At 56.2% G+C, this 18,945-nt stretch carries 23 protein-coding genes and 1 tRNA gene; 16 read left to right on the forward strand and 8 right to left on the reverse strand.

Translation table 11 applies throughout. From position 1 onward, the window contains the following. Window positions 1-72: 72 nt before the first annotated feature. Together sdhE and LRS40_RS11185 are read left to right on the forward strand one after the other, a co-directional pair. Window positions 73-339, forward strand: a complete 267-nt coding sequence (sdhE, locus tag LRS40_RS11180) for an FAD assembly factor SdhE (protein WP_142487010.1) — start codon at window positions 73-75, stop codon at window positions 337-339. Further along, the gene (locus LRS40_RS11185; RefSeq protein ID WP_142487009.1) at window positions 320-733 is read left to right on the forward strand and encodes a protein YgfX; all 414 of its coding nucleotides are present in this window, start codon (window positions 320-322) and stop codon (window positions 731-733) included. The genes sdhE and LRS40_RS11185 overlap by 20 nt, the downstream gene beginning before the upstream one ends. 3 nt (window positions 734-736) lie before the next feature. Here LRS40_RS11185 and fldB read toward each other — a convergent pair whose 3' ends face one another. Beyond that, the gene (gene fldB, locus LRS40_RS11190) at window positions 737-1,258 is read right to left on the reverse strand and encodes a flavodoxin FldB (protein ID WP_142487008.1); all 522 of its coding nucleotides are present in this window, start codon (window positions 1,256-1,258) and stop codon (window positions 737-739) included. Window positions 1,259-1,359: 101 nt separating this feature from the next. Here fldB and xerD point away from each other — a divergent pair, with 101 nt between their 5' ends. The 5 genes from xerD to lysS all read left to right on the forward strand — a co-directional run bounded on the left by xerD (window position 1,360) and on the right by lysS (window position 7,447). Further along, complete coding sequence (xerD, locus tag LRS40_RS11195; RefSeq protein WP_231313707.1) at window positions 1,360-2,256, forward strand: site-specific tyrosine recombinase XerD; 897 nt, start codon at window positions 1,360-1,362, stop codon at window positions 2,254-2,256. A gap of 21 nt (window positions 2,257-2,277) precedes the next feature. Beyond that, entirely contained in the window at window positions 2,278-2,991 is a 714-nt protein-coding gene (gene dsbC / locus LRS40_RS11200) for a bifunctional protein-disulfide isomerase/oxidoreductase DsbC (RefSeq protein ID WP_156264581.1), read from the forward strand. 5 nt (window positions 2,992-2,996) lie between these two features. Next, a complete protein-coding gene (gene recJ / locus LRS40_RS11205) occupies window positions 2,997-4,730 on the forward strand; it encodes a single-stranded-DNA-specific exonuclease RecJ (protein WP_231313708.1) in 1,734 nt (577 codons plus the stop codon). A gap of 91 nt (window positions 4,731-4,821) precedes the next feature. Further along, window positions 4,822-5,920, forward strand: a protein-coding gene (gene prfB, locus LRS40_RS11210; protein WP_142487004.1) for a peptide chain release factor 2 whose coding sequence is annotated in 2 segments (ribosomal slippage) — window positions 4,822-4,896 and window positions 4,898-5,920 — 1,098 coding nt in all. Because the reading frame shifts where the segments join, the coding sequence is not laid out codon by codon here. A gap of 9 nt (window positions 5,921-5,929) precedes the next feature. Continuing rightward, the gene (lysS, locus tag LRS40_RS11215; RefSeq protein ID WP_142487003.1) at window positions 5,930-7,447 is read left to right on the forward strand and encodes a lysine--tRNA ligase; all 1,518 of its coding nucleotides are present in this window, start codon (window positions 5,930-5,932) and stop codon (window positions 7,445-7,447) included. A gap of 38 nt (window positions 7,448-7,485) precedes the next feature. Here the strand turns inward: lysS and idi are convergent, their stop codons facing one another. Further along, window positions 7,486-8,028 carry an isopentenyl-diphosphate Delta-isomerase gene (gene idi, locus LRS40_RS11220; protein WP_231313709.1) on the reverse strand — a complete coding sequence of 181 codons (543 nt, stop codon included), beginning with the start codon at window positions 8,026-8,028 and terminating at the stop codon, window positions 7,486-7,488. A 182-nt stretch (window positions 8,029-8,210) separates the two neighbouring features. On the opposite strand from idi, the gene actS reads away from it, so the two are divergent. Both actS and LRS40_RS11230 read left to right on the forward strand, forming a co-directional pair. Then, complete coding sequence (actS, locus tag LRS40_RS11225) at window positions 8,211-8,930, forward strand: amidase activator ActS (RefSeq protein WP_231313710.1); 720 nt, start codon at window positions 8,211-8,213, stop codon at window positions 8,928-8,930. Window positions 8,931-9,010: 80 nt separating this feature from the next. Beyond that, a tRNA-Gly gene (locus tag LRS40_RS11230) sits at window positions 9,011-9,084 on the forward strand. Window positions 9,085-9,119: 35 nt separating this feature from the next. Here the strand turns inward: LRS40_RS11230 and LRS40_RS11235 are convergent. Together LRS40_RS11235 and LRS40_RS11240 are read right to left on the reverse strand one after the other, a co-directional pair. Continuing rightward, a complete protein-coding gene (locus LRS40_RS11235) occupies window positions 9,120-9,353 on the reverse strand; it encodes a hypothetical protein (protein WP_231313711.1) in 234 nt (77 codons plus the stop codon). Window positions 9,354-9,431: 78 nt separating this feature from the next. Further along, window positions 9,432-10,304 (reverse strand): nickel/cobalt efflux protein RcnA, encoded by an 873-nt coding sequence (locus LRS40_RS11240; protein ID WP_231313712.1) that lies wholly within the window; start codon window positions 10,302-10,304, stop codon window positions 9,432-9,434. A gap of 122 nt (window positions 10,305-10,426) precedes the next feature. On the opposite strand from LRS40_RS11240, the gene rcnR reads away from it, so the two are divergent. The 4 genes from rcnR to LRS40_RS11260 all read left to right on the forward strand — a co-directional run bounded on the left by rcnR (window position 10,427) and on the right by LRS40_RS11260 (window position 11,833). Next, complete coding sequence (gene rcnR, locus LRS40_RS11245) at window positions 10,427-10,699, forward strand: Ni(II)/Co(II)-binding transcriptional repressor RcnR (RefSeq protein ID WP_142486999.1); 273 nt, start codon at window positions 10,427-10,429, stop codon at window positions 10,697-10,699. A gap of 73 nt (window positions 10,700-10,772) precedes the next feature. Continuing rightward, window positions 10,773-11,003, forward strand: a complete 231-nt coding sequence (yjdI, locus tag LRS40_RS11250; protein WP_103792598.1) for a 4Fe-4S mono-cluster protein YjdI — start codon at window positions 10,773-10,775, stop codon at window positions 11,001-11,003. 10 nt (window positions 11,004-11,013) lie between these two features. Continuing rightward, window positions 11,014-11,286, forward strand: a complete 273-nt coding sequence (locus tag LRS40_RS11255) for a GNAT family N-acetyltransferase (RefSeq protein WP_142486998.1) — start codon at window positions 11,014-11,016, stop codon at window positions 11,284-11,286. Continuing rightward, complete coding sequence (locus LRS40_RS11260; protein WP_231313713.1) at window positions 11,267-11,833, forward strand: GNAT family N-acetyltransferase; 567 nt, start codon at window positions 11,267-11,269, stop codon at window positions 11,831-11,833. The genes LRS40_RS11255 and LRS40_RS11260 overlap by 20 nt, the downstream gene beginning before the upstream one ends. Here LRS40_RS11260 and LRS40_RS11265 read toward each other — a convergent pair. Together LRS40_RS11265 and LRS40_RS11270 are read right to left on the reverse strand one after the other, a co-directional pair. Further along, entirely contained in the window at window positions 11,823-13,052 is a 1,230-nt protein-coding gene (locus tag LRS40_RS11265) for an amino acid permease (RefSeq protein WP_231313714.1), read from the reverse strand. The genes LRS40_RS11260 and LRS40_RS11265 overlap by 11 nt on opposite strands. 118 nt (window positions 13,053-13,170) lie before the next feature. Further along, the gene (locus LRS40_RS11270) at window positions 13,171-13,632 is read right to left on the reverse strand and encodes a multidrug/biocide efflux PACE transporter (RefSeq protein WP_231313715.1); all 462 of its coding nucleotides are present in this window, start codon (window positions 13,630-13,632) and stop codon (window positions 13,171-13,173) included. Window positions 13,633-13,738: 106 nt separating this feature from the next. Here LRS40_RS11270 and LRS40_RS11275 point away from each other — a divergent pair, with 106 nt between their 5' ends. Further along, window positions 13,739-14,614 (forward strand): LysR family transcriptional regulator, encoded by an 876-nt coding sequence (locus tag LRS40_RS11275; protein ID WP_231313716.1) that lies wholly within the window; start codon window positions 13,739-13,741, stop codon window positions 14,612-14,614. A gap of 80 nt (window positions 14,615-14,694) precedes the next feature. Beyond that, window positions 14,695-15,222 carry a cupin domain-containing protein gene (locus LRS40_RS11280; RefSeq protein WP_231313717.1) on the forward strand — a complete coding sequence of 176 codons (528 nt, stop codon included), beginning with the start codon at window positions 14,695-14,697 and terminating at the stop codon, window positions 15,220-15,222. Between the two features lie 14 nt (window positions 15,223-15,236). Here the strand turns inward: LRS40_RS11280 and LRS40_RS11285 are convergent, their stop codons facing one another. Then, on the reverse strand, window positions 15,237-16,013 hold the full coding sequence (locus tag LRS40_RS11285) for an ABC transporter substrate-binding protein (protein WP_142486993.1): 777 nt from the start codon (window positions 16,011-16,013) through the stop codon (window positions 15,237-15,239). A gap of 14 nt (window positions 16,014-16,027) precedes the next feature. Continuing rightward, window positions 16,028-17,206, reverse strand: a complete 1,179-nt coding sequence (locus LRS40_RS11290) for a M20 aminoacylase family protein (RefSeq protein WP_142486992.1) — start codon at window positions 17,204-17,206, stop codon at window positions 16,028-16,030. A 246-nt stretch (window positions 17,207-17,452) separates the two neighbouring features. On the opposite strand from LRS40_RS11290, the gene LRS40_RS11295 reads away from it, so the two are divergent. Beyond that, the gene (locus LRS40_RS11295) at window positions 17,453-18,631 is read left to right on the forward strand and encodes an acetyl-CoA C-acetyltransferase (RefSeq protein ID WP_156264574.1); all 1,179 of its coding nucleotides are present in this window, start codon (window positions 17,453-17,455) and stop codon (window positions 18,629-18,631) included. Window positions 18,632-18,945: the final 314 nt, after the last annotated feature.

Consider the following 18,945-nt stretch of genomic DNA (forward strand, 5'->3'; position numbering starts at 1 on the left):
CGGTAGATTCTCTCTCTTAACCGATACGAACGAAACACTGCCTGAACTCAACGTTATGCAGGAAAAATGCACATGGACATTACTAACAAAGCCCGCATTCATTGGGCATGCCGTCGCGGCATGCGCGAACTCGATATCTCCATCATGCCGTTCTTCGAATACGAATACGACACCCTGAGCGATGAGGACAAACAGCTCTTCATCCGTCTGCTGGAGAACGACGATCCTGATTTATTTAACTGGTTGATGAATCACGGCGAACCTGCCGACGCCGAACTGCAACGGATGGTGCTTTTAATTCAAACACGGAATCGGGAACGTGGTCCTGTGGCAATCTGATTTACGCGTCTCGTGGCGCGCCCAGTGGATGTCTCTTTTGCTCCACGGCCTGGTTGCGGCTTGCATTCTGTTGATGCCATGGCCGCTGAGCTACACCCCATTATGGTTAATCTTACTGTCGCTGGTGGTGTTCGACAGCGTGCGCAGTCAACGACGCATTAATTCCCGTCAGGGCGAAATCAAACTGTTCATGGATTCCCGACTGCACTGGCAGGGCAGCGAGTGGGAGATTGTCGGCACGCCGTGGATGCTAAATGCCGGCATGATGCTCCGCTTACGCAAAGGCGACGGGAAACGCTACCAGCATTTGTGGCTTGCGGCAGACAGCATGGACGAAGGGGAGTGGCGGGATCTGCGCCGGATGCTGTCGCAGCAACCGACGCAGGGGCGATAGCGGTTAACTAAACTGCTCCGCCATTTCGCCGAGGATCTGCTCGCACCAGTTTTGCAGGCGCTCTTCGCTCAGATCGTATTGATTAGTCTCATCAAGGGCCAGCCCGACAAACAGCTGGCCGTCGGCAATGATCGGTTTCTTGCTGGTAAACTCATAGCCTTCGGTCGGCCAGTAACCGATGAAGGTCACCCCTTTCGGCGCCAGCTTGTCATGCAGCATCCCCAGCGCGTCGAGGAACCACTCGCCATAGCCTAACTGATCGCCCATGCCGTACAGTGCGATAATTTTGCCTTCCAGCTTCAGGGAATCAAGCTGTTCCCAGATGGCTTCCCAGTCTTCCTGAAGTTCACCAAAATCCCAGGTCGGGATACCCAGGATCAGCACGTCGTACTGTTCCATCATCGTCGGGGCGTCGTCTTTGAGATTATGCAGGGTGACCAGTTCCGGACCGATAATGTCGCGAATTTTCTCTGCGGCCATCTCGGTGTAGCAGGTGCTGGAACCATAAAACAGACCAATATTCATCGCTAAAATGTCTCAATACTTGCTATGACTTTGCGAGTAGTGTACCAGAAACAACCCGCATTCAGGCATAATGCACCCATTGCAGAACGAAAGAGGCTGACGTGGAAAAGGATCTCGCACTCATCGAGCAGTTTCTCGATGCGCTATGGCTGGAGAAGAATCTTGCCGAAAATACCCTCAGCGCCTACCGACGCGATCTGGCGATGCTGGTGGCCTGGTTGCATCATCATGACCTCTCTCTTACTACGGCCCAAAGTGACCATTTGCAGGCGCTGCTTGCCGAGCGTATGGAGGGGGGCTATAAGGCTACCAGTTCCGCGCGGCTGCTGAGCGCCATGCGGCGTCTGTTTCAGCACTTGTATCGTGAGAAATTGCGCACCGACGATCCCAGCGCCGCGCTGGCCTCGCCCAAGCTGCCGCAGCGTCTGCCGAAGGATCTCAGCGAAGCACAAGTTGAGAGATTATTACAGTCGCCGGTGGTTGACCAACCGCTGGAGTTGCGCGATAAAGCGATGCTTGAGGTCTTGTATGCGACGGGGCTGCGCGTCTCTGAGCTGGTCGGGCTGACGATGAGCGATATCAGCCTGCGTCAGGGCGTGGTGCGGGTGATCGGTAAAGGCAACAAAGAGCGTCTGGTGCCGCTGGGTGAAGAGGCGGTGTACTGGCTGGAGAGCTATCTCCAGCATGGACGTCCGTGGTTGCTCAACGGTGTCTCCATTGATGTGTTATTCCCGAGTCAACGTGCGCAGCAGATGACGCGTCAAACCTTCTGGCATCGCATCAAACATTACGCCACACTGGCGGGTATCGACAGTGAAAAACTTTCGCCGCACGTTCTGCGTCACGCTTTTGCGACCCACCTTCTGAATCATGGCGCCGACCTGCGCGTGGTCCAGATGCTGCTTGGGCACAGTGACCTTTCAACGACGCAAATCTACACGCATGTCGCGACGGAACGCCTGCGGCAGCTACACCAACAGCATCACCCACGTGCGTGATGACTCGTAACAGGAACCAATATGAAAAAGTCTTTAGTGCTGTTCTCTCTGCTGGCAGCCTCATTATCTGGTCTGGCGCATGCTGACGATGCGGCCATCAAACAGTCTCTGGCGAAGCTTGGCGTTACCGGTAGCGATATTCAGCCTGCGCCGATCGCCGGAATGAAAACCGTGATGACCAGCGGCGGCGTGCTGTACGTCACCGAAGACGGTAAGCACTTTCTGCAGGGGCCGCTGTACGATGTGAGCGGCGCCCAGCCGGTCAACGTCACTAACCAGATGCTGATGAAAAACCTGAATGCGCTGGAAAAAGAGATGATTGTCTACAAAGCGGCGCAGGAAAAGCACGTCATCACCGTGTTCACCGACATCACCTGCGGCTACTGCCACAAGCTGCATGAAGAGATGAAAGACTACAACGCGCTGGGCATCACCGTGCGTTATCTCGCTTTCCCGCGTGCGGGCGTGCAGAGCCAGCCTGAGCAGGACATGAAGGCCATCTGGTGTGCGAAAGATCGCAACAAAGCCTTTGATGACGCCATGAACGGCAAAGGCATTCAGGCCGCTTCCTGCGATATCGACATTGCCAATCACTACGCGCTGGGCGTGCAGTTTGGCGTGACCGGTACGCCAGCCATCGTGCTGAGCAACGGGTATGTCGTGCCGGGCTACCAGGGGCCGAAAGAGATGAAAGCGTTCCTTGATGCGCACCAGAAACAGTTTGGCGGTAAATAATTCGCGTGAAATCTTCGATACAACTCCGTCGTCGTGAAGTGGACGACAGCGCCGCCTTACCCGCGGATCTGTCGCCTCTGTTGCGTCGACTGTATGCCAGCCGTGGCGTGAAACATGCAGACGATCTTGAGAAAGGCGTAAAAAATATGCTGCCCTGGCAGCAGCTGAGTGGCGTCGATACGGCCACGGAGCTGCTGTACAACGCCTTTCGTGAAGGAACGCGCATCATCGTGGTGGGGGATTTCGATGCCGATGGCGCCACCAGTACCGCGCTGAGCGTGCTCAGCCTGCGGGCGATGGGGTGCGATAACGTCTCCTACCTGGTGCCTAACCGCTTTGAGGATGGCTACGGCCTGAGCCCGGAAGTGGTCGATCAGGCCCATGCCCGCGGCGCGCAAATGATCCTCACCGTCGACAATGGGATCTCGTCCCATGCCGGTGTCGATCATGCGCACAAGCTGGGGATCCCGGTGCTGGTCACCGATCACCACCTGCCTGGCGACACGCTGCCGGCGGCGGAAGCGATCATCAACCCCAACCTGCGCGACTGCGACTTCCCGTCAAAATCGCTGGCGGGTGTCGGCGTGGCCTTCTACCTGATGCTGGCGCTGCGTACGAAGCTGCGGGATAAAGGCTGGTTTGAGGCGCAGGGCATTGCCGCACCGAATCTGGCGGAATTCCTCGATCTGGTGGCGCTGGGCACCGTGGCGGACGTGGTGCCGCTGGATGCCAATAACCGTATTCTCACCTGGCAGGGCTTAAACCGCATTCGGGCCGGCAAATGCCGTCCGGGCATTAAGGCGCTGCTGGAGATCTCCAACCGGGATCAGCAGCGGCTGGCGGCCAGCGATCTGGGCTTTGCCCTCGGCCCGCGTCTCAACGCCGCCGGGCGTCTGGATGATATGTCGGTGGGCGTGGCGCTGTTGCTGTGCGACAACATCGGCGAAGCGCGCGTGCTGGCCAACGAGCTGGACGCCCTGAACCAGACCCGCAAAGAGATCGAGCAGGGGATGCAGGCCGAAGCCCTGACCCTGTGCGAAAAGCTGGAGCGCAGCGGCGAAACGCTGCCCGGTGGGCTGGCGATGTATCACCCTGAGTGGCACCAGGGAGTGGTCGGGATCCTGGCCTCGCGCATCAAAGAGCGTTTTCACCGTCCGGTTATTGCCTTTGCTCCGGCCGGAGACGGCACGCTGAAAGGATCGGGCCGATCCATTCAGGGGCTGCATATGCGCGATGCGCTGGAGCGCCTGCATACGCTGCACCCGGATCTGATGATCAAGTTTGGCGGCCACGCGATGGCGGCGGGCTTGTCGCTGGAAGAGGCGAAATTCGATCGGTTCCAGCGGCTCTTCAGCGAGCTGGTCACCGACTGGCTGGATCCGGCCCTGTTGCAGGGCGAGGTGGTCTCCGACGGTCCGTTAACCCCCGCTGAAATGACCATGGAAGTGGCGCAGATGCTGCGTGATGCCGGTCCGTGGGGGCAGATGTTCCCGGAGCCGCTGTTTGATGGCCGCTTCCGTCTGCTGCAACAGCGGCTGGTGGGTGAACGCCATTTGAAAGTGATGGTAGAACCGGTCGGCGGCGGCCCGCTGCTGGACGGGATCGCCTTTAACGTCGATACCACTATCTGGCCGGACAACGGCGTGCGCGAAGTCGAACTGGCCTACAAACTGGATATCAACGAGTTTCGCGGCAACCGCACGCTGCAAATCATCATCGACCATATCTGGCCACTTTAGCATCACTATTCCGCTATAAAACAGGGCGTGAATCCGGTACAATTCCGCCCTTATCTCCGCATTTTGACTAGTCCATAAAAGAAAACAGACCATGTTTGAAATTAATCCGGTAAAAAACCGCATTCAGGACCTCACGGAGCGCTCCGACGTTCTTAGGGGGTATCTTTGACTACGATGCCAAGAAAGAGCGTCTCGAAGAAGTAAACGCCGAGCTGGAACAGCCGGACGTCTGGAACGAACCTGAACGCGCACAGGCGCTGGGTAAAGAGCGTTCCTCTCTGGAAGCTATCGTCGATACGCTTGATCAGATGGCGCAGGGTCTGGATGACGTGTCCGGCCTGCTGGAGCTGGCCGTTGAGGCCGACGACGAAGAGACCTTCAACGAAGCCGTGGCAGAACTCGACGTGCTGGAAGAGAAGCTGGCCCAGCTGGAATTCCGTCGCATGTTCTCCGGTGAATACGACAGCGCCGACTGCTACCTGGATATCCAGGCCGGTTCCGGCGGCACAGAAGCACAGGACTGGGCCAGCATGCTGACCCGTATGTACCTGCGCTGGGCTGAAGCCCGCGGCTTTAAGACCGAGATCATTGAAGAGTCTGAAGGCGAAGTGGCAGGCCTGAAATCTGTCACCGTTAAAATTATTGGCGATTACGCCTACGGCTGGCTGCGTACCGAAACCGGCGTTCACCGCCTGGTGCGTAAGAGCCCGTTCGACTCCGGCGGCCGTCGTCACACCTCTTTCAGTTCCGCGTTTGTCTATCCGGAAGTGAAGGACGATATCGATATCGAAATCAACCCGGCGGATCTGCGTATCGACGTTTACCGCGCCTCCGGTGCGGGCGGTCAGCACGTTAACCGTACGGAATCCGCGGTGCGTATTACTCACCTGCCGACCGGGCTGGTAACACAGTGCCAGAACGACCGTTCCCAGCATAAAAACAAAGACCAGGCCATGAAGCAGATGAAAGCGAAGCTTTATGAACTGGAGATGCAAAAGAAAAATGCTGAGAAGCAGGCGATGGAAGATAACAAATCTGACATCGGCTGGGGCAGCCAGATCCGTTCTTACGTCCTTGATGACTCCCGCATCAAAGACCTGCGTACCGGTGTCGAAACCCGTAACACGCAGGCGGTGCTGGATGGCAGCCTGGACCAATTTATCGAAGCAAGTCTGAAAGCAGGGTTATGAGGAACCAACATGTCTGAACAACAAGCACAGGGCGCTGACGCGGTCGTCGATCTTAACAATGAACTGAAAACCCGCCGCGAGAAGCTGGCTGCACTGCGCGAGCAGGGCGTGCCGTTCCCGAACGATTTCCGTCGCGATCGTACCTCAGACCAACTGCACGCTGACTTCGACGCTAAAGAGAACGAAGAGCTGGAAGCGCTGAACATCGAAGTGGCCGTTGCAGGCCGCATGATGACCCGTCGTATCATGGGTAAAGCCTCCTTTATCACGCTGCAGGACGTGGGTGGCCGCATCCAGCTGTACGTTTCCCGCGACGATCTGCCGGAAGGGATCTACAACGAGCAGTTCAAGAAATGGGACCTGGGCGATATCCTCGGCGCTAAAGGCAAGCTGTTCAAAACCAAGACCGGCGAGCTGTCCATTCACTGCACCGAGCTGCGTCTGCTGACAAAAGCCCTGCGCCCGCTGCCGGACAAGTTCCACGGCCTGCAGGATCAGGAAGCGCGCTACCGTCAGCGCTACCTGGATCTCATCTCTAACGATGAATCCCGCAACACCTTCAAAATTCGCTCCCAGATTATGGCTGGCATTCGTCAGTTCATGGTAGCCCGCGACTTTATGGAAGTGGAAACCCCAATGATGCAGGTGATCCCGGGCGGTGCGTCCGCGCGTCCATTCATCACCCATCACAACGCCCTGGACCTCGACATGTACCTGCGTATCGCGCCGGAACTGTACCTGAAGCGTCTGGTGGTTGGTGGTTTCGATCGCGTATTCGAAATCAACCGTAACTTCCGTAACGAAGGCATCTCCGTGCGCCATAACCCAGAGTTCACCATGATGGAACTCTATATGGCGTATGCAGATTACAAAGATCTGATCGAGCTGACCGAATCTCTGTTCCGTACTCTGGCGCAGAACATTCTGGGCACCACTGAAGTGCCTTACGGTGAAGAGGTCTTCGACTTCGGCAAGCCGTTCGTGAAGCTGACCATGCGCGAAGCGATCAAGAAGTACCGTCCGGAAACCGAGATGGCCGATCTGGATAACTTCGATTCTGCGAAAGCGATCGCCGAAAGCATCGGTATCAAGGTTGAGAAGAGCTGGGGTCTGGGCCGTATCGTGACCGAGATCTTCGAAGAAGTGGCCGAAGCGCACCTGATCCAGCCGACCTTCATCACCGAGTACCCGGCAGAGGTTTCTCCGCTGGCGCGTCGTAACGACGAGAACCCGGAGATCACCGACCGCTTTGAATTCTTCATCGGTGGCCGCGAAATCGGCAACGGCTTTAGCGAGCTGAACGATGCAGAAGATCAGGCGCAGCGCTTCCAGGATCAGGTTGATGCGAAAGCCGCAGGCGACGACGAAGCGATGTTCTTCGACGAAGACTACGTGACCGCGCTGGAGCACGGTCTGCCGCCAACAGCGGGCCTGGGTATTGGTATCGACCGTATGGTTATGCTGTTCACCAACAGCCACACCATCCGCGACGTGATCCTGTTCCCGGCGATGCGTCCGGTGAAGTAAGCCGTTAAGATGTAAAAAAAGCCCCGAAAGGGGCTTTTTTATTGCGCCGCGAAGGCTCTGAGTGCTTCGCGAGCCGTACTCGCTTCCATGACCATCCACGGGCTAAAGGCCCAGGGCGTGGCATCCAGCGCGCGGAATAACGCCTCCAGCTCAACCCACTGATAGTCCATCACTTCATCATCATTTATTGTTATTTCATTCGTGATGCGAGCGGCAAATACCGGGCAAATTTCGTTTTCAACAATCCCGGAAGGGTCGATTTTACGGTAGCGAAACTCAGGCGCAACGGGGGTGATATTGGCAATTTCGGCACCCACTTCGAAACGGCAGCGGCGGATTATTGCCTGTTCTGTCTCTTCGCCAGACTGCGGATGGCCGCAGACCGAGTTCGTCCAGACGCCGGGCCAGGCTTTTTTGCTCAGTGCGCGTCGGGTAATCAGGCATTCATCATTGGCGTTAAAGAGCCAGGAGGAGAATGCCAGGTGCAGTGGGGTATAAGAGGTGTGTGCGGCATATTTTTCCTGAGTGCCAATCACCATTCCCTGGTCGTTTACCAAAATAACGTGTTCTTGAATACTCATTCGTGCTCCAGTACCAAACATGCCAGATGGTTCAGCACCATCAGCGGCATTATTATACTGCATTCATATACGAACGGTTTGTCGCCCAGAGCGGAAAAGGGCTGACCCATATCAGTCGGGGCTGCTATCATAGCGCGGCCATTCACGTTGACCGAGGAACTGTTTTGTTTGCAGGAAGCCCGATGAAAAAAACCGTTTCTGCTCTGTTTTGCCTGATCCTGGCCCTGTTGCTGGCGGGATGCGCGGGCAATCAGGCATCGGATTCTGGTCCTGTGTATACCGTTAAACGCGGCGATACGCTGTACCGCATCTCGCGTGCGACCGGCACCAGCGTGAAGGATCTGGCGCGTCTGAATAATATTTCGCCACCTTACACCATTGAAGTGGGACAAAAGCTGAAGGTAAACGGCAGCAGCGCCATGGCCAAAAAATCCTCTTCAAAGAGTAAAGGTAAAACCGCCGCGGTCACGCCTTCTTACGCCGTACCTAAGTCCTCCTGGCCGCCCGTCGGGCAGCGCTGCTGGGTCTGGCCTGCCAGCGGAAAAGTGGTGATACCGTACTCCACCGCAGAAGGGGGAAACAAAGGGATTGATATCGCCGGTACCCGCGGGTCGCCTGTGTATGCTTCTGATGCGGGCAAGGTGGTCTATGTCGGCAACCAGCTGCGCGGTTATGGCAACCTGATCATGATTAAGCATGGCGAGGACTACATCACCGCCTATGCCCATAACGACACTCTGCTGGTGAATAACGGGCAAAACGTGAAGGCCGGGCAGAAGATCGCCACCATGGGCAGCACCGGCTCCAATACCGTGGCGCTGCATTTCCAGATCCGTTATAAGGCGACGGCGATCGATCCGGTACGCTATTTACCGGCGCCGGGCGGCAAACCGAAGTGCTAAGTGGTTATTTAATCGCCGGTTAGCGTATGGGAGTCTTGTCAGAAGAGGCGTAAGGTCTATAATGCTTTACGCACCTCAAAGCGGGCGTAGTTCAATGGTAGAACGAGAGCTTCCCAAGCTCTATACGAGGGTTCGATTCCCTTCGCCCGCTCCATAATTCCTTTGTCTGTTCCCTTACTCCCTGCAAACCTACGCCAGTAAGATCTGAATCAGCATCTGTACAAAATAGAGCGCACAGGCGATCTGTATTACCCGAAACCCCCATCTGACATAGCGCCATGCGTTGCGTTCCCTGGCATCAGCGTGTGCAATGGCTGGGTCAGCAGACCGTTTTTTTCGCTTTGTTTTGATTGCGTCCCATGCCCAAAAGGCAAGCAATATAACAACTAATCCTTTCAAATAGAGGGGGTTATCCATCGTCATTCAGGCGCTCCGGGTAGTCTGCTGATAAAGAAAACAGACTACCCTAAAGACAATACAATAAACATGGTTATCAGCGGTTTATCGCATTACGCCCAAAAAACCATGGATCCCCATATAAATCCCCACCAGCCCAATCAGCACGCTGGAGAAGTAGGGGGCTCTCCTGGCCATCGTATTAAACCCGCTCCAGCGTTTTGCCACCTGACGTACGCTCACCGCGGCCCCTACGCCAACGGTCACCAGGGTAAGCGCCAGCCCCATGCTGAAACTGACCACCAGCGTTGCGCCCAGGGTTAAGGCTTTCAGCTGGATACAGATAAGCAGTACGGTGATGGCGGCCGGGCAGGGGATCAGACCTCCGGTGAGGCCGAACAGCAGGATCTGCCCGTTAGTTACCTTTCTGCCGGCGAAGCGGCGCTGAATATCATGGGCATGAGCGCGCTCGTGGGCATCCTGATACGCCTTCGAATTGACCTCCAGCCCTTCCAGCGCGGCACGATCGTGTTCGTGTTCGTGTTCGTGATGATGATCATGGTGGTCATGGTCATGGTCATGGTCATGATCATGGTGGTGGTGGTCAGCATGCCCCTGCGTCTCCTCCAGCCAGCTCTTCTCCCCTTGCCATGTGCGCCAGAACATCCACACCGCGGTGCTCAGAATAACGATCGCAGAGATCACCTGTAGCCAGGGTTCAGCCGATTCCGCGGTGAACCTGTTGCTGAGGTACATCCCGCCAAAGGCAATCAGCCAGACGATGGCGGTATGGGAAATCGTCGCGGCCAGCCCAAGCATCACGGCCTGCCGCACCGTGCCTTTAATGGCGATGATAAAAGCCGCCATCATGGTTTTGGAATTGCCGGGCTCCAGGCCGTGTAAAGCACCTAATAAGATGGAGCTGGGAATAAAAAACCAGGCATTACCTTGCTGAAGAAGAGCGGTAAATTCGTTCATGAGAAGCGTTGTTTGTGAGTTGTTGGTGCCCGGATTCTACTCCCCCCCAGTACAGTATACTACCCCCCAGTAGATCGTCGATGTTACAATCAGCGTTGATTTTTCGGTTAACGAGGTGCCACGTGTCGCATACCATCCGTGATAAACAGAAGCTTAAAGCCCGTACCAATAAAATTCAGGGTCAGGTCGCGGCGCTGAAAAAGATGCTGGACGAGCCGCACGAATGTGCTGCGGTGCTGCAGCAGATCGCGGCGATCCGCGGGGCGGTAAACGGCTTAATGCGGGAAGTGATTAAGGGCCATCTCACTGAGCATATCGTTCATGAAGGCGATGAAGTGAAGCGGGAAGAGGATCTTGATGTCGTGCTGAAGGTGCTGGATTCATACATTAAATAAATGTTAACTTTTTGAAGCTGCACGCCAACGCTATGCTTGTTCCCAAACTCATAATAATTACAGAGGCAATGTCATGGATAACGATCTCCTGCAAGCGGGATACCGGGCCTATACCGGTGAGAAAATTGATGTCTACTTCAATACCGGTATTTGTCAGCACGCGGGAAACTGCGTGCGTGGCAGCGCCAGACTCTTCAACCTGAAACGTAAGCCGTGGATCATCCCTGATGAAGTGGATGTTGATACGGTTGTGCGTGTGATCGATACCTGCCCAAGCGGCGCACTCAAATACCGCCACAAATAAGCGAGAACCCATGGAAATTCAGGAAGGCCATAACAAGTTTTATGTGAATGATGCCGATGGCAACCAGGTCGCGGAAATTGTCTTTGTTCCCACCGGCGAACACCTCAGCATTATTGAGCATACCGATGTCGATCCCAGCCTGAAAGGGCAGGGCGTGGGCAAACAGCTGGTGGCGAAGGTGGTAGAAAAGATGCGCGCAGAGAACCGCAAAATCATCCCTCTGTGCCCGTTTGCGAAACACGAATTTGATAACACCCGCGAGTATGACGATATCCGCGCCTGAGACCGCACGGGTACGGCTCCGGCAATGGCGACCAGAGGATCTGGCGCCATTTGCCGCGCTGAACAGTGACCCGGAGGTGATGGGCTGCTTCCCCGCGCTCCTGAGCCGGGAAGAGAGCGATGCGCTGGCAGAGCGCTTTCACGCGCTCATTGACCTCAACGGCTGGGGATTCTGGGCGGTGGAGGAGAAGGCCAGCGGGACCTTTCTCGGCATGGTCGGCCTGCATCATCAGCCTGACCGTTTTTCATTTTCACCCTGCACTGAAATTGGCTGGCGACTGGCAAAACCGTTCTGGCACAAGGGGTTTGCCTGTGAAGCCGCAACGGCCTGCCTGGCGTATGCCTTTGAGGTGCTGGAGCTGGACGAGGTGGTCTCTTTTACCTCCATCCACAACGTCTCTTCTGAGTCGTTAATGCAACGCCTGGGAATGACTAAACAGGGGCACTTTCTGCACCCGTCGCTGCCGGCCGATCACCGGCTTGCCACTCACGTGCTGTATGGCCTTTCCCGGCAGCGTTATCACACTCATCCCCGCTTTAAGCAATAAACATTACCGACACGCATAACACCCCGACAATCAGCGTCAGCACATTGCCGACGGAGCGGTAAGGCTTCAGGGCCGGGATCAGGAAGGTCGACAGGGTCGGCATGATAAACAGGATCATGGCGATAAGCGGCCCGCTGATGGCGTAGATCATCGAGATGGCATTGGGATTAATGCAGCACACCGCAAAAGTGATCAGAGAGACCCCCATTACCGACACGGCCCGATTGAAGGCCCGGCTTTTCTTCACCCCAACCTGATTTAATCCTGATTTCACTATCTCCGTTGCCCCCTCAATCACGCCAAAATAGGTGCCGAGAAACGACTTCGACATCGCGATGATGGCTACCACAATCCCGGAAATCCCAAGCCAGGAAGGGGAGGAGGGCATCATCGAGAGCGCGGAGAGAATGGTGACCCCTTCCTCTTTGGCGGCGACGATATAGGACGGCGGGATCGACAGCAGGCAGCTGAAGACAAAGAACAGCACGCTCAGGCAGATGATCAGGTACGCCACCTTCATGATGCGGGTGCATTTGCCCATCGCGGCGTCGCCATATTTCTCCTGCCGGTCGACGGCAAAGGTCGAAATAATCGGGGTATGGCTGAAGGCGAACACCATCACCGGAATAGAGATCCACACCTGGTGCAGGGTGTGCTTATCAACCGTCATCTGGCTGGTGAGCAGCGAGGGCTGCCAGCTGTGGGTGAGGTACAGCGACACCAGCAGGAAGTACGCAATCAGCGGAAAGACCAGAAAGCCCATCACCCGGATGGTGACATGACGCCCCATCAAAAAGATCAGATTCAACGCCAGCACGACGCCCAGGCTGACCAGCACCCGCACGGTGGTGTCCACCGTTATATGCTTCGCCAGCTGTTCGGTCAGCGAGTTGGTGATCGCCACGGCGTAGATCTGCACCACCACAAAAAAGGCGACAAAGTAGAGCGTGGTGATTAGATTGCCGATCTTTTTCCTGTAGTAGTGGGTGACCGCGCCGGTGATCCCTTCGCTACCTTTTGTTTTTGCCGAGAGGATGAACTGGCATAGCGCTTTGTGGGGCCAGTAGGTGAATGGATATGCCACAAGGGCGGTGATAAACAGGACGACAGCGCCCGCAGATCCCAGCTGGATGGGCAGAAACAGGGTTCCTGCGCCCACGGCCGTGCCGTACAGGGCAAAGCTCCAGAGGGTCTCTTCTTTAGACCAGATTTTCGACATGAGAGAAAAGTATCAACTATAAAACCAACAAAAAGGAGACTATTTTACCATAATCATCAGTTGGCGTGGTGGCTGATGCGGGTTTAAGCAGGCCGGAAAGCATTTCCGGCCGGAGGGATTACCAGGTTGCAGGCTGTCGCTGCTGGCGTCGCTTCATGACGCGATCGCGCAGGGTGTCGTAGGCCCAGTTATAGACCATGGTGTACGGCAGGAAGAAAATAAAGAAGCCAATCTCTAAGGTAAACGCCTGCAACAGGCTTACGCCCAGCACCAGCGACACAATGCCGACGCCGATAAAAATAAACCCGACCTCAAAGCCGAGGGCGTGGAGGGCGCGAACTTTGGCGGTGCGGGTAATGATATGCCGCGGCCACAGCCTGTCAAAACCGGCGTTATAGATGATATTCCAGATCATCGCCGTGGTGGCGAGCAGAATAGTCAATCCGCCCATCTCCAGCACCGGACGCTGCATCAGCCAGGCGGTGGTCGGGGCGAGGATCGCCGTGGCGATGCCCTCGAAACAGACGGCGTGGAAGATACGCTCCGGCAGTTTTCGGTGTTGAATATCGTTGTGCTGCATAACCTGATACCTCATTAACCTGCCAGGATGGGCAGAATCAGGTCGCTATTTTTATCGTTAAAACTGATATATAAAAGTTGGATTCCATCGATAAAGTAGATACATCATGCGCTACTCCCCCGAAGCCTTAACGGCGTTTGTCGAGACGGTTGCCGCCGGCTCGTTCTCCGCTGCCGCCCGCCGCCTGCGCAAAAGCCAGTCCACCATCAGCACCGCCATCGCCCATCTGGAAGATGACCTCGGCTTCGCGCTGTTCGATCGCAGCGCCCGTCAGCCGGTGCTCACCGCCCAGGGTAAACAGGTGCTGGGCTACGTTCAGTCGATCCTCGCCGCCAGCGCGCGGCTTGACGAGCTGGCGGTCTCCCTCAGTGAAGAGACCGAAGCGCGGCTGACCTTTGTGCTCTCCGACACCCTGCACCCGGACGTGCTGGAGGAGATGCTGTTTCGTTTTGACGAGCGTTTTCCCCATACCGAATTCGAATGCCTCATCGGTGAAGAAGAAGATGTCATCGACCTGCTGCAAAAAGGGCGGGCGCACATCGGCCTCACGGAGGCGCGGGAGAGTTATCCCACCGACATTGCCGCCGTTCGCTTGCCGATGCAGACCCACATGGCGATCTATACCTCCGCCACGCATCCCCTCGCCGCGCAAAAGCGCACTGAAGCTGATGAACTGCACGGCTGGCGGGAGCTGCGCCTGAACACCTATCTGGAGCGCGAACCGGTGCTGGCCCAGGGTCCGGTGTGGTCTGCGCCCAACTACCTGATGTTGCTCAGCATGGCGGTGCAGGGCTTCGGCTGGTGCGCGCTGCCCTGTGCGCTGGTAGCAGAGTTTTCCCCTGCGAAAGCCCTGGTGCAACTCAACGTGCCGGGCTGGCCGCGTTCGGTAGCGATCGATCTGGTGTGGAATAAGCGCTCTCCGCCGGGGACGGCGGGAAACTGGCTGCGGCACTGGCTTCAGCACCAGGCGGATCCTGTGTGATGAATACGACATTCCCCTGATCGGTACCGAAATCTAAAAGGACTACACTTGATGGGGTGAATTAACCGTCGAGAAGAGACATGGCCGCTAAAAATACCATTACGCCCCGGGTGCTGCTGCTCTCAGCCAGAGACTGGGTGCCTAATAATCCTCATCTGCCGGTGCTGATCTATAAAGGGGTAATATCGGAAGGCGATTTTGCCAGCCAGTTTGAACAACGGTTTGCCGACAACGGATGGCCGCCCCAGTGGCGCGATGGGATTTTCGACTATCACCATTACCACTCGACTGCCCATGAAGTGTTGGGTGTTGCCCGGGGAACGGCGCGCCTGGTGATTGGCGGTCCTGGGGGTGAAGAGATGGAGGTCGAAGCCGGGGACGCCCTGTTATTGCCTGCGGGAACCGGGCACTGCCGCTTATCTGCAACGCTCGATTTTCAGGTAGTAGGGGCATATCCGCCGGGGATGGAGTTCGATCTGTGTAAGCAGGCGGCAACGCCGGCAATACTGGCGCGTATCGTGGCGCTGCCGTTTCCTGAGTCGGATCCAATTAATGGCAACGAGCCTGCCTTAACCCAGTACTGGAAATCTCCGCCCTTCAGCCAGTGAAGGGCGGAACAGGGTTACTTGCCGGTATAAATATCGAAGCTGAAGTATTGTGAGGCGAGCTTTTTATAGGTCCCGTCCGCCAGGATCGCCGCGATAGCGCCGTTCAACTCCTGGCGCAGCTGGTCATCCTCTTTGCGCAGTCCAATGGCCGCCCCGGCGCCAAACAGGGCATCGTCCTGCAGCGCATTGCCGACAAAGGCAAACTCTTTACCCTGCGGCTTGTTGAGGAAGCTGTATTCCGCCATCACCCCGGAGAGCACGGCGCCATCAATACGCCCGGACTCGAGGTCGCGGATCACCTGATCGGCACCCTGGTAGGCCACCACGTTAACGCCCTTGCCGCGCCACTGCTCATTGGCATAAGTTTCCTGGGCGGAACCCTGCTCAACGCCGATGGTTTTCCCCTTCAGCTGATCCACGCTGTTGCTGGCGAGGCTGTTTTTACGTGCCACCAGGAAAGCCGGGCCGCTGTAGATCTTGTCGCTGAAGGCAATCTGCTCTTTACGCTTGTCGGTGATGTACATCCCGGAGAGGATGGCATCAAATTTACGCGCCTTCAGGGACGGAATGATGCCGTCGAAGTTGCTTTCAACCCAGACGCATTTCGCCTGCAGTTGCTTACAGATGGCATTGCCCAGATCGATATCAAAACCGACCACCTCGCCCTGCGGATTTTTCGATTCAAAGGGGGCAAAGGTCGGATCCACGCCAAAACGCAGCTCTTTGGTCTCTGCTGCCAGGGCAGACGACGTTGCCAGCAGTGCCACCAGCGGTAAAAGGTATTTTTTCATTATCTGTCCCTGTCTTAACGGCAATAGTTTTCAACCAAACGGGCAAAGAAGGAGGCCCCGGTGGTAATGATCTCATCATTAAAGTCGTAGCCCGGGTTATGCACCATGCAGCCGCCTTTTTCCCCTTTCTCGCCGTTGCCGAGCAGGAAATAGCTGCCCGGACGTTGCTGGAGCATAAAAGCGAAATCTTCACTGCCGTTGGACGGGGAGACGCTCTCGAGTACCGCATCCTCGCCAAAGAATTCGACGGCCAGCTGGCGGGCGAAGGCGGTCTGTTCCGCATCGTTCACCAGCACCGGGTAGGAGTCATAGATCTCCACTTCGCTGGTGGCGCCGTAGCTGCGGGCGGTGAAGTCGGTGAGCTCCTGAATCCGACGGATCAGCAGGTCGCGGATCTCCGGCTTCATCGAACGCACCGTCAGCTCCATCACCGCGCTGTCCGGGATCACGTTAGAGGCAATGCCCGCCTGGAAGGTGCCGACGGTCACCACCGCGGTTTCACCCGGCGGCACGTTACGTGCCACAATGCTCTGCAGGGACATGATCAGGGCGGCCCCGGTCACAATCGGATCCACGGTGCGTTCCGGGTGCGCACCGTGACCGCCGTACCCTTGCAGGGTAATTTTCACGGTGTCGGCGGAGGCCATAAAGTTGCCTTCATAGAAACCAAACTTACCGGTCGGCAGATAAGGCATATTGTGCAGGGCGAAAATACGGTCGCAGGGGAAGCGGTCAAACAGCCCGTCTTTAATCATTAAATCCGCGCCGCCAATCGCCTCTTCGGCAGGCTGGAAAATAAGGTGCACGGTGCCGTTAAACTGGCAGGCATCCGAGGCAATGTATTTCGCCGCGGCCAGTAAAATCGCGGTGTGGCCGTCGTGGCCGCAGGCGTGCATTTTGCCCGGTACGGTACTGGCCCACGGCAAATCGGTGGCTTCTAAGATCGGTAAGGCATCCATATCGGCGCGCAGGCCGATGGATTTGCTGCCCTGGCCTTTGCTGAGCGAGCCGACCACGCCGGTTTTTCCGATCTCCCGCGTCACCTGATAGCCCCAGCCTTCCAGCTGGCGAGCCACCAGATTGCTGGTATTAAACTCTTCGAGACTTAATTCGGGATTGGCATGTAAATGACGGCGGATGGCGATGATTTCTTCTTCTGATTCTTTTATTTCTGGAATGATACAGTCGGACATTTGTTACTCCAGTGTAAACGCGTGTTTGCCACTCCTAACTTATCGTCGTGCCGTCATAATGCAAATGCGTTCTCTTATAATTAGCGCGGAAATTATAAGTTGTGTGAATGCATGCGGGCTTTACATCCGGGCCTGCAAAATGAGTGCGCGATCCTTTGTGATAAAACTCACTTTTTTTAAACAATTACATCATTAGTTGATAACAATACTCTACTATGTGCGGTGTCATTTTGCGCAGAGGTTGAGATGAAAGACGTCGTGATAGTGGGTGCGTTGCGCACAGCAATTGGCTGTTTCCAGGGAGCGCTCTCACGCCACTCGGCGGTAGATCTGGGCAGCGTGGTGGTCCGCGCGCTGGTGGAGCGCAGTGGCATTGAGGCCCACGAGATCGACGAGGTGATCCTCGGTCAGGTGCTGACCGCAGGGGCCGGGCAAAACCCTGCCCGTCAGGCCGCGCTGAAAGGGGGATTACCCAACACCGTCTCTGCCATTACCATCAACGACGTCTGTGGCTCCGGGCTTAAGGCGCTGCACCTGGCAACCCAGGCGATCCAGTGCGGTGAAGCCGACGTGGTGATCGCCGGTGGTCAGGAGAACATGAGCCGCGCGCCGCACGTTCTGACCGACAGCCGCACGGGCGCTCAGCTGGGGAACAGCCAGCTTATCGACAGCCTGGTGCACGACGGGCTGTGGGATGCCTTCAACGATTACCATATGGGCGTTACGGCGGAAAACCTGGCGCGGGAATATGGTATCTCCCGTGAACGACAGGACGCCTACGCCCTCAGCTCTCAACATAAGGCCCGGGCCGCCATTGACGCAGGCCGTTTCCGGGATGAGATTGTCCCGGTCAACGCGCAGAAGCAGAACGGTGAACATCTGCTGGTGGATACCGATGAACAGCCGCGTACCGATGCCAGCGCAGAAGGGCTGGCGTTGCTCAATCCTGCCTTTGAACTCACCGGTTCGGTCACCGCCGGGAATGCCTCCTCTATCAACGACGGTGCCGCCGCCGTGATGATGATGAGCGAGAGCAAAGCCGAAGCGCTGAATCTGCCGGTGCTGGCGCGCATTAAAGCCTTTGCCAGCGTCGGCGTGGATCCCGCCTTAATGGGAATCGCCCCGGTGCATGCGACGCGCCGCTGCCTGGAGCGGGCAGGGTGGCAGCTGGCGGATGTCGATCTGATCGAAGTCAATGAAGCCTTTGCTGCCCAGGCGCTTTCGGTAGGGAAAATGCTGGAGTGGGATGAGCGCCGGGTCAATGTCAACGGCGGGGCGATAGCGCTGGGCCACCCCATTGGCGCGTCTGGCTGCCGTATTCTGGTCTCGCTGGTGCATGAGATGGTGAAACGTGATGCCCGCAAAGGGCTGGCGACGTTGTGCATTGGCGGCGGGCAGGGTGTGGCACTCGCCATAGAACGCTAATTCGCTTTGATATATATCAACCTAAATAAGCCTCCCGTCACGGAGGCTTATTCGTTTGTGAGCTCCATCATATTTTTACCCTTGTAAGTAGATTCTCAAACTTCCTCGAAATATTTACCGCATTCGCTGAGTCGCTAATAAAAATTTAGTGTGATCCCGATCCGTTAAATTCCGCTTAAAACCCCTCTTTTGTTGATATTGCTCACGCCTGGCTTTGCCAAAAAAAATGAAACAAATAATTACGATCATGATCACTAAAATTACGTATTTAAAAAAATAAAATTCAATTCCATAAAAACGAAACATCATTTTAA

It is taken from the genome of Leclercia sp. G3L, from assembly GCF_021117075.1.
Lineage (GTDB): Bacteria > Pseudomonadota > Gammaproteobacteria > Enterobacterales > Enterobacteriaceae > Enterobacter > Enterobacter adecarboxylatus_C.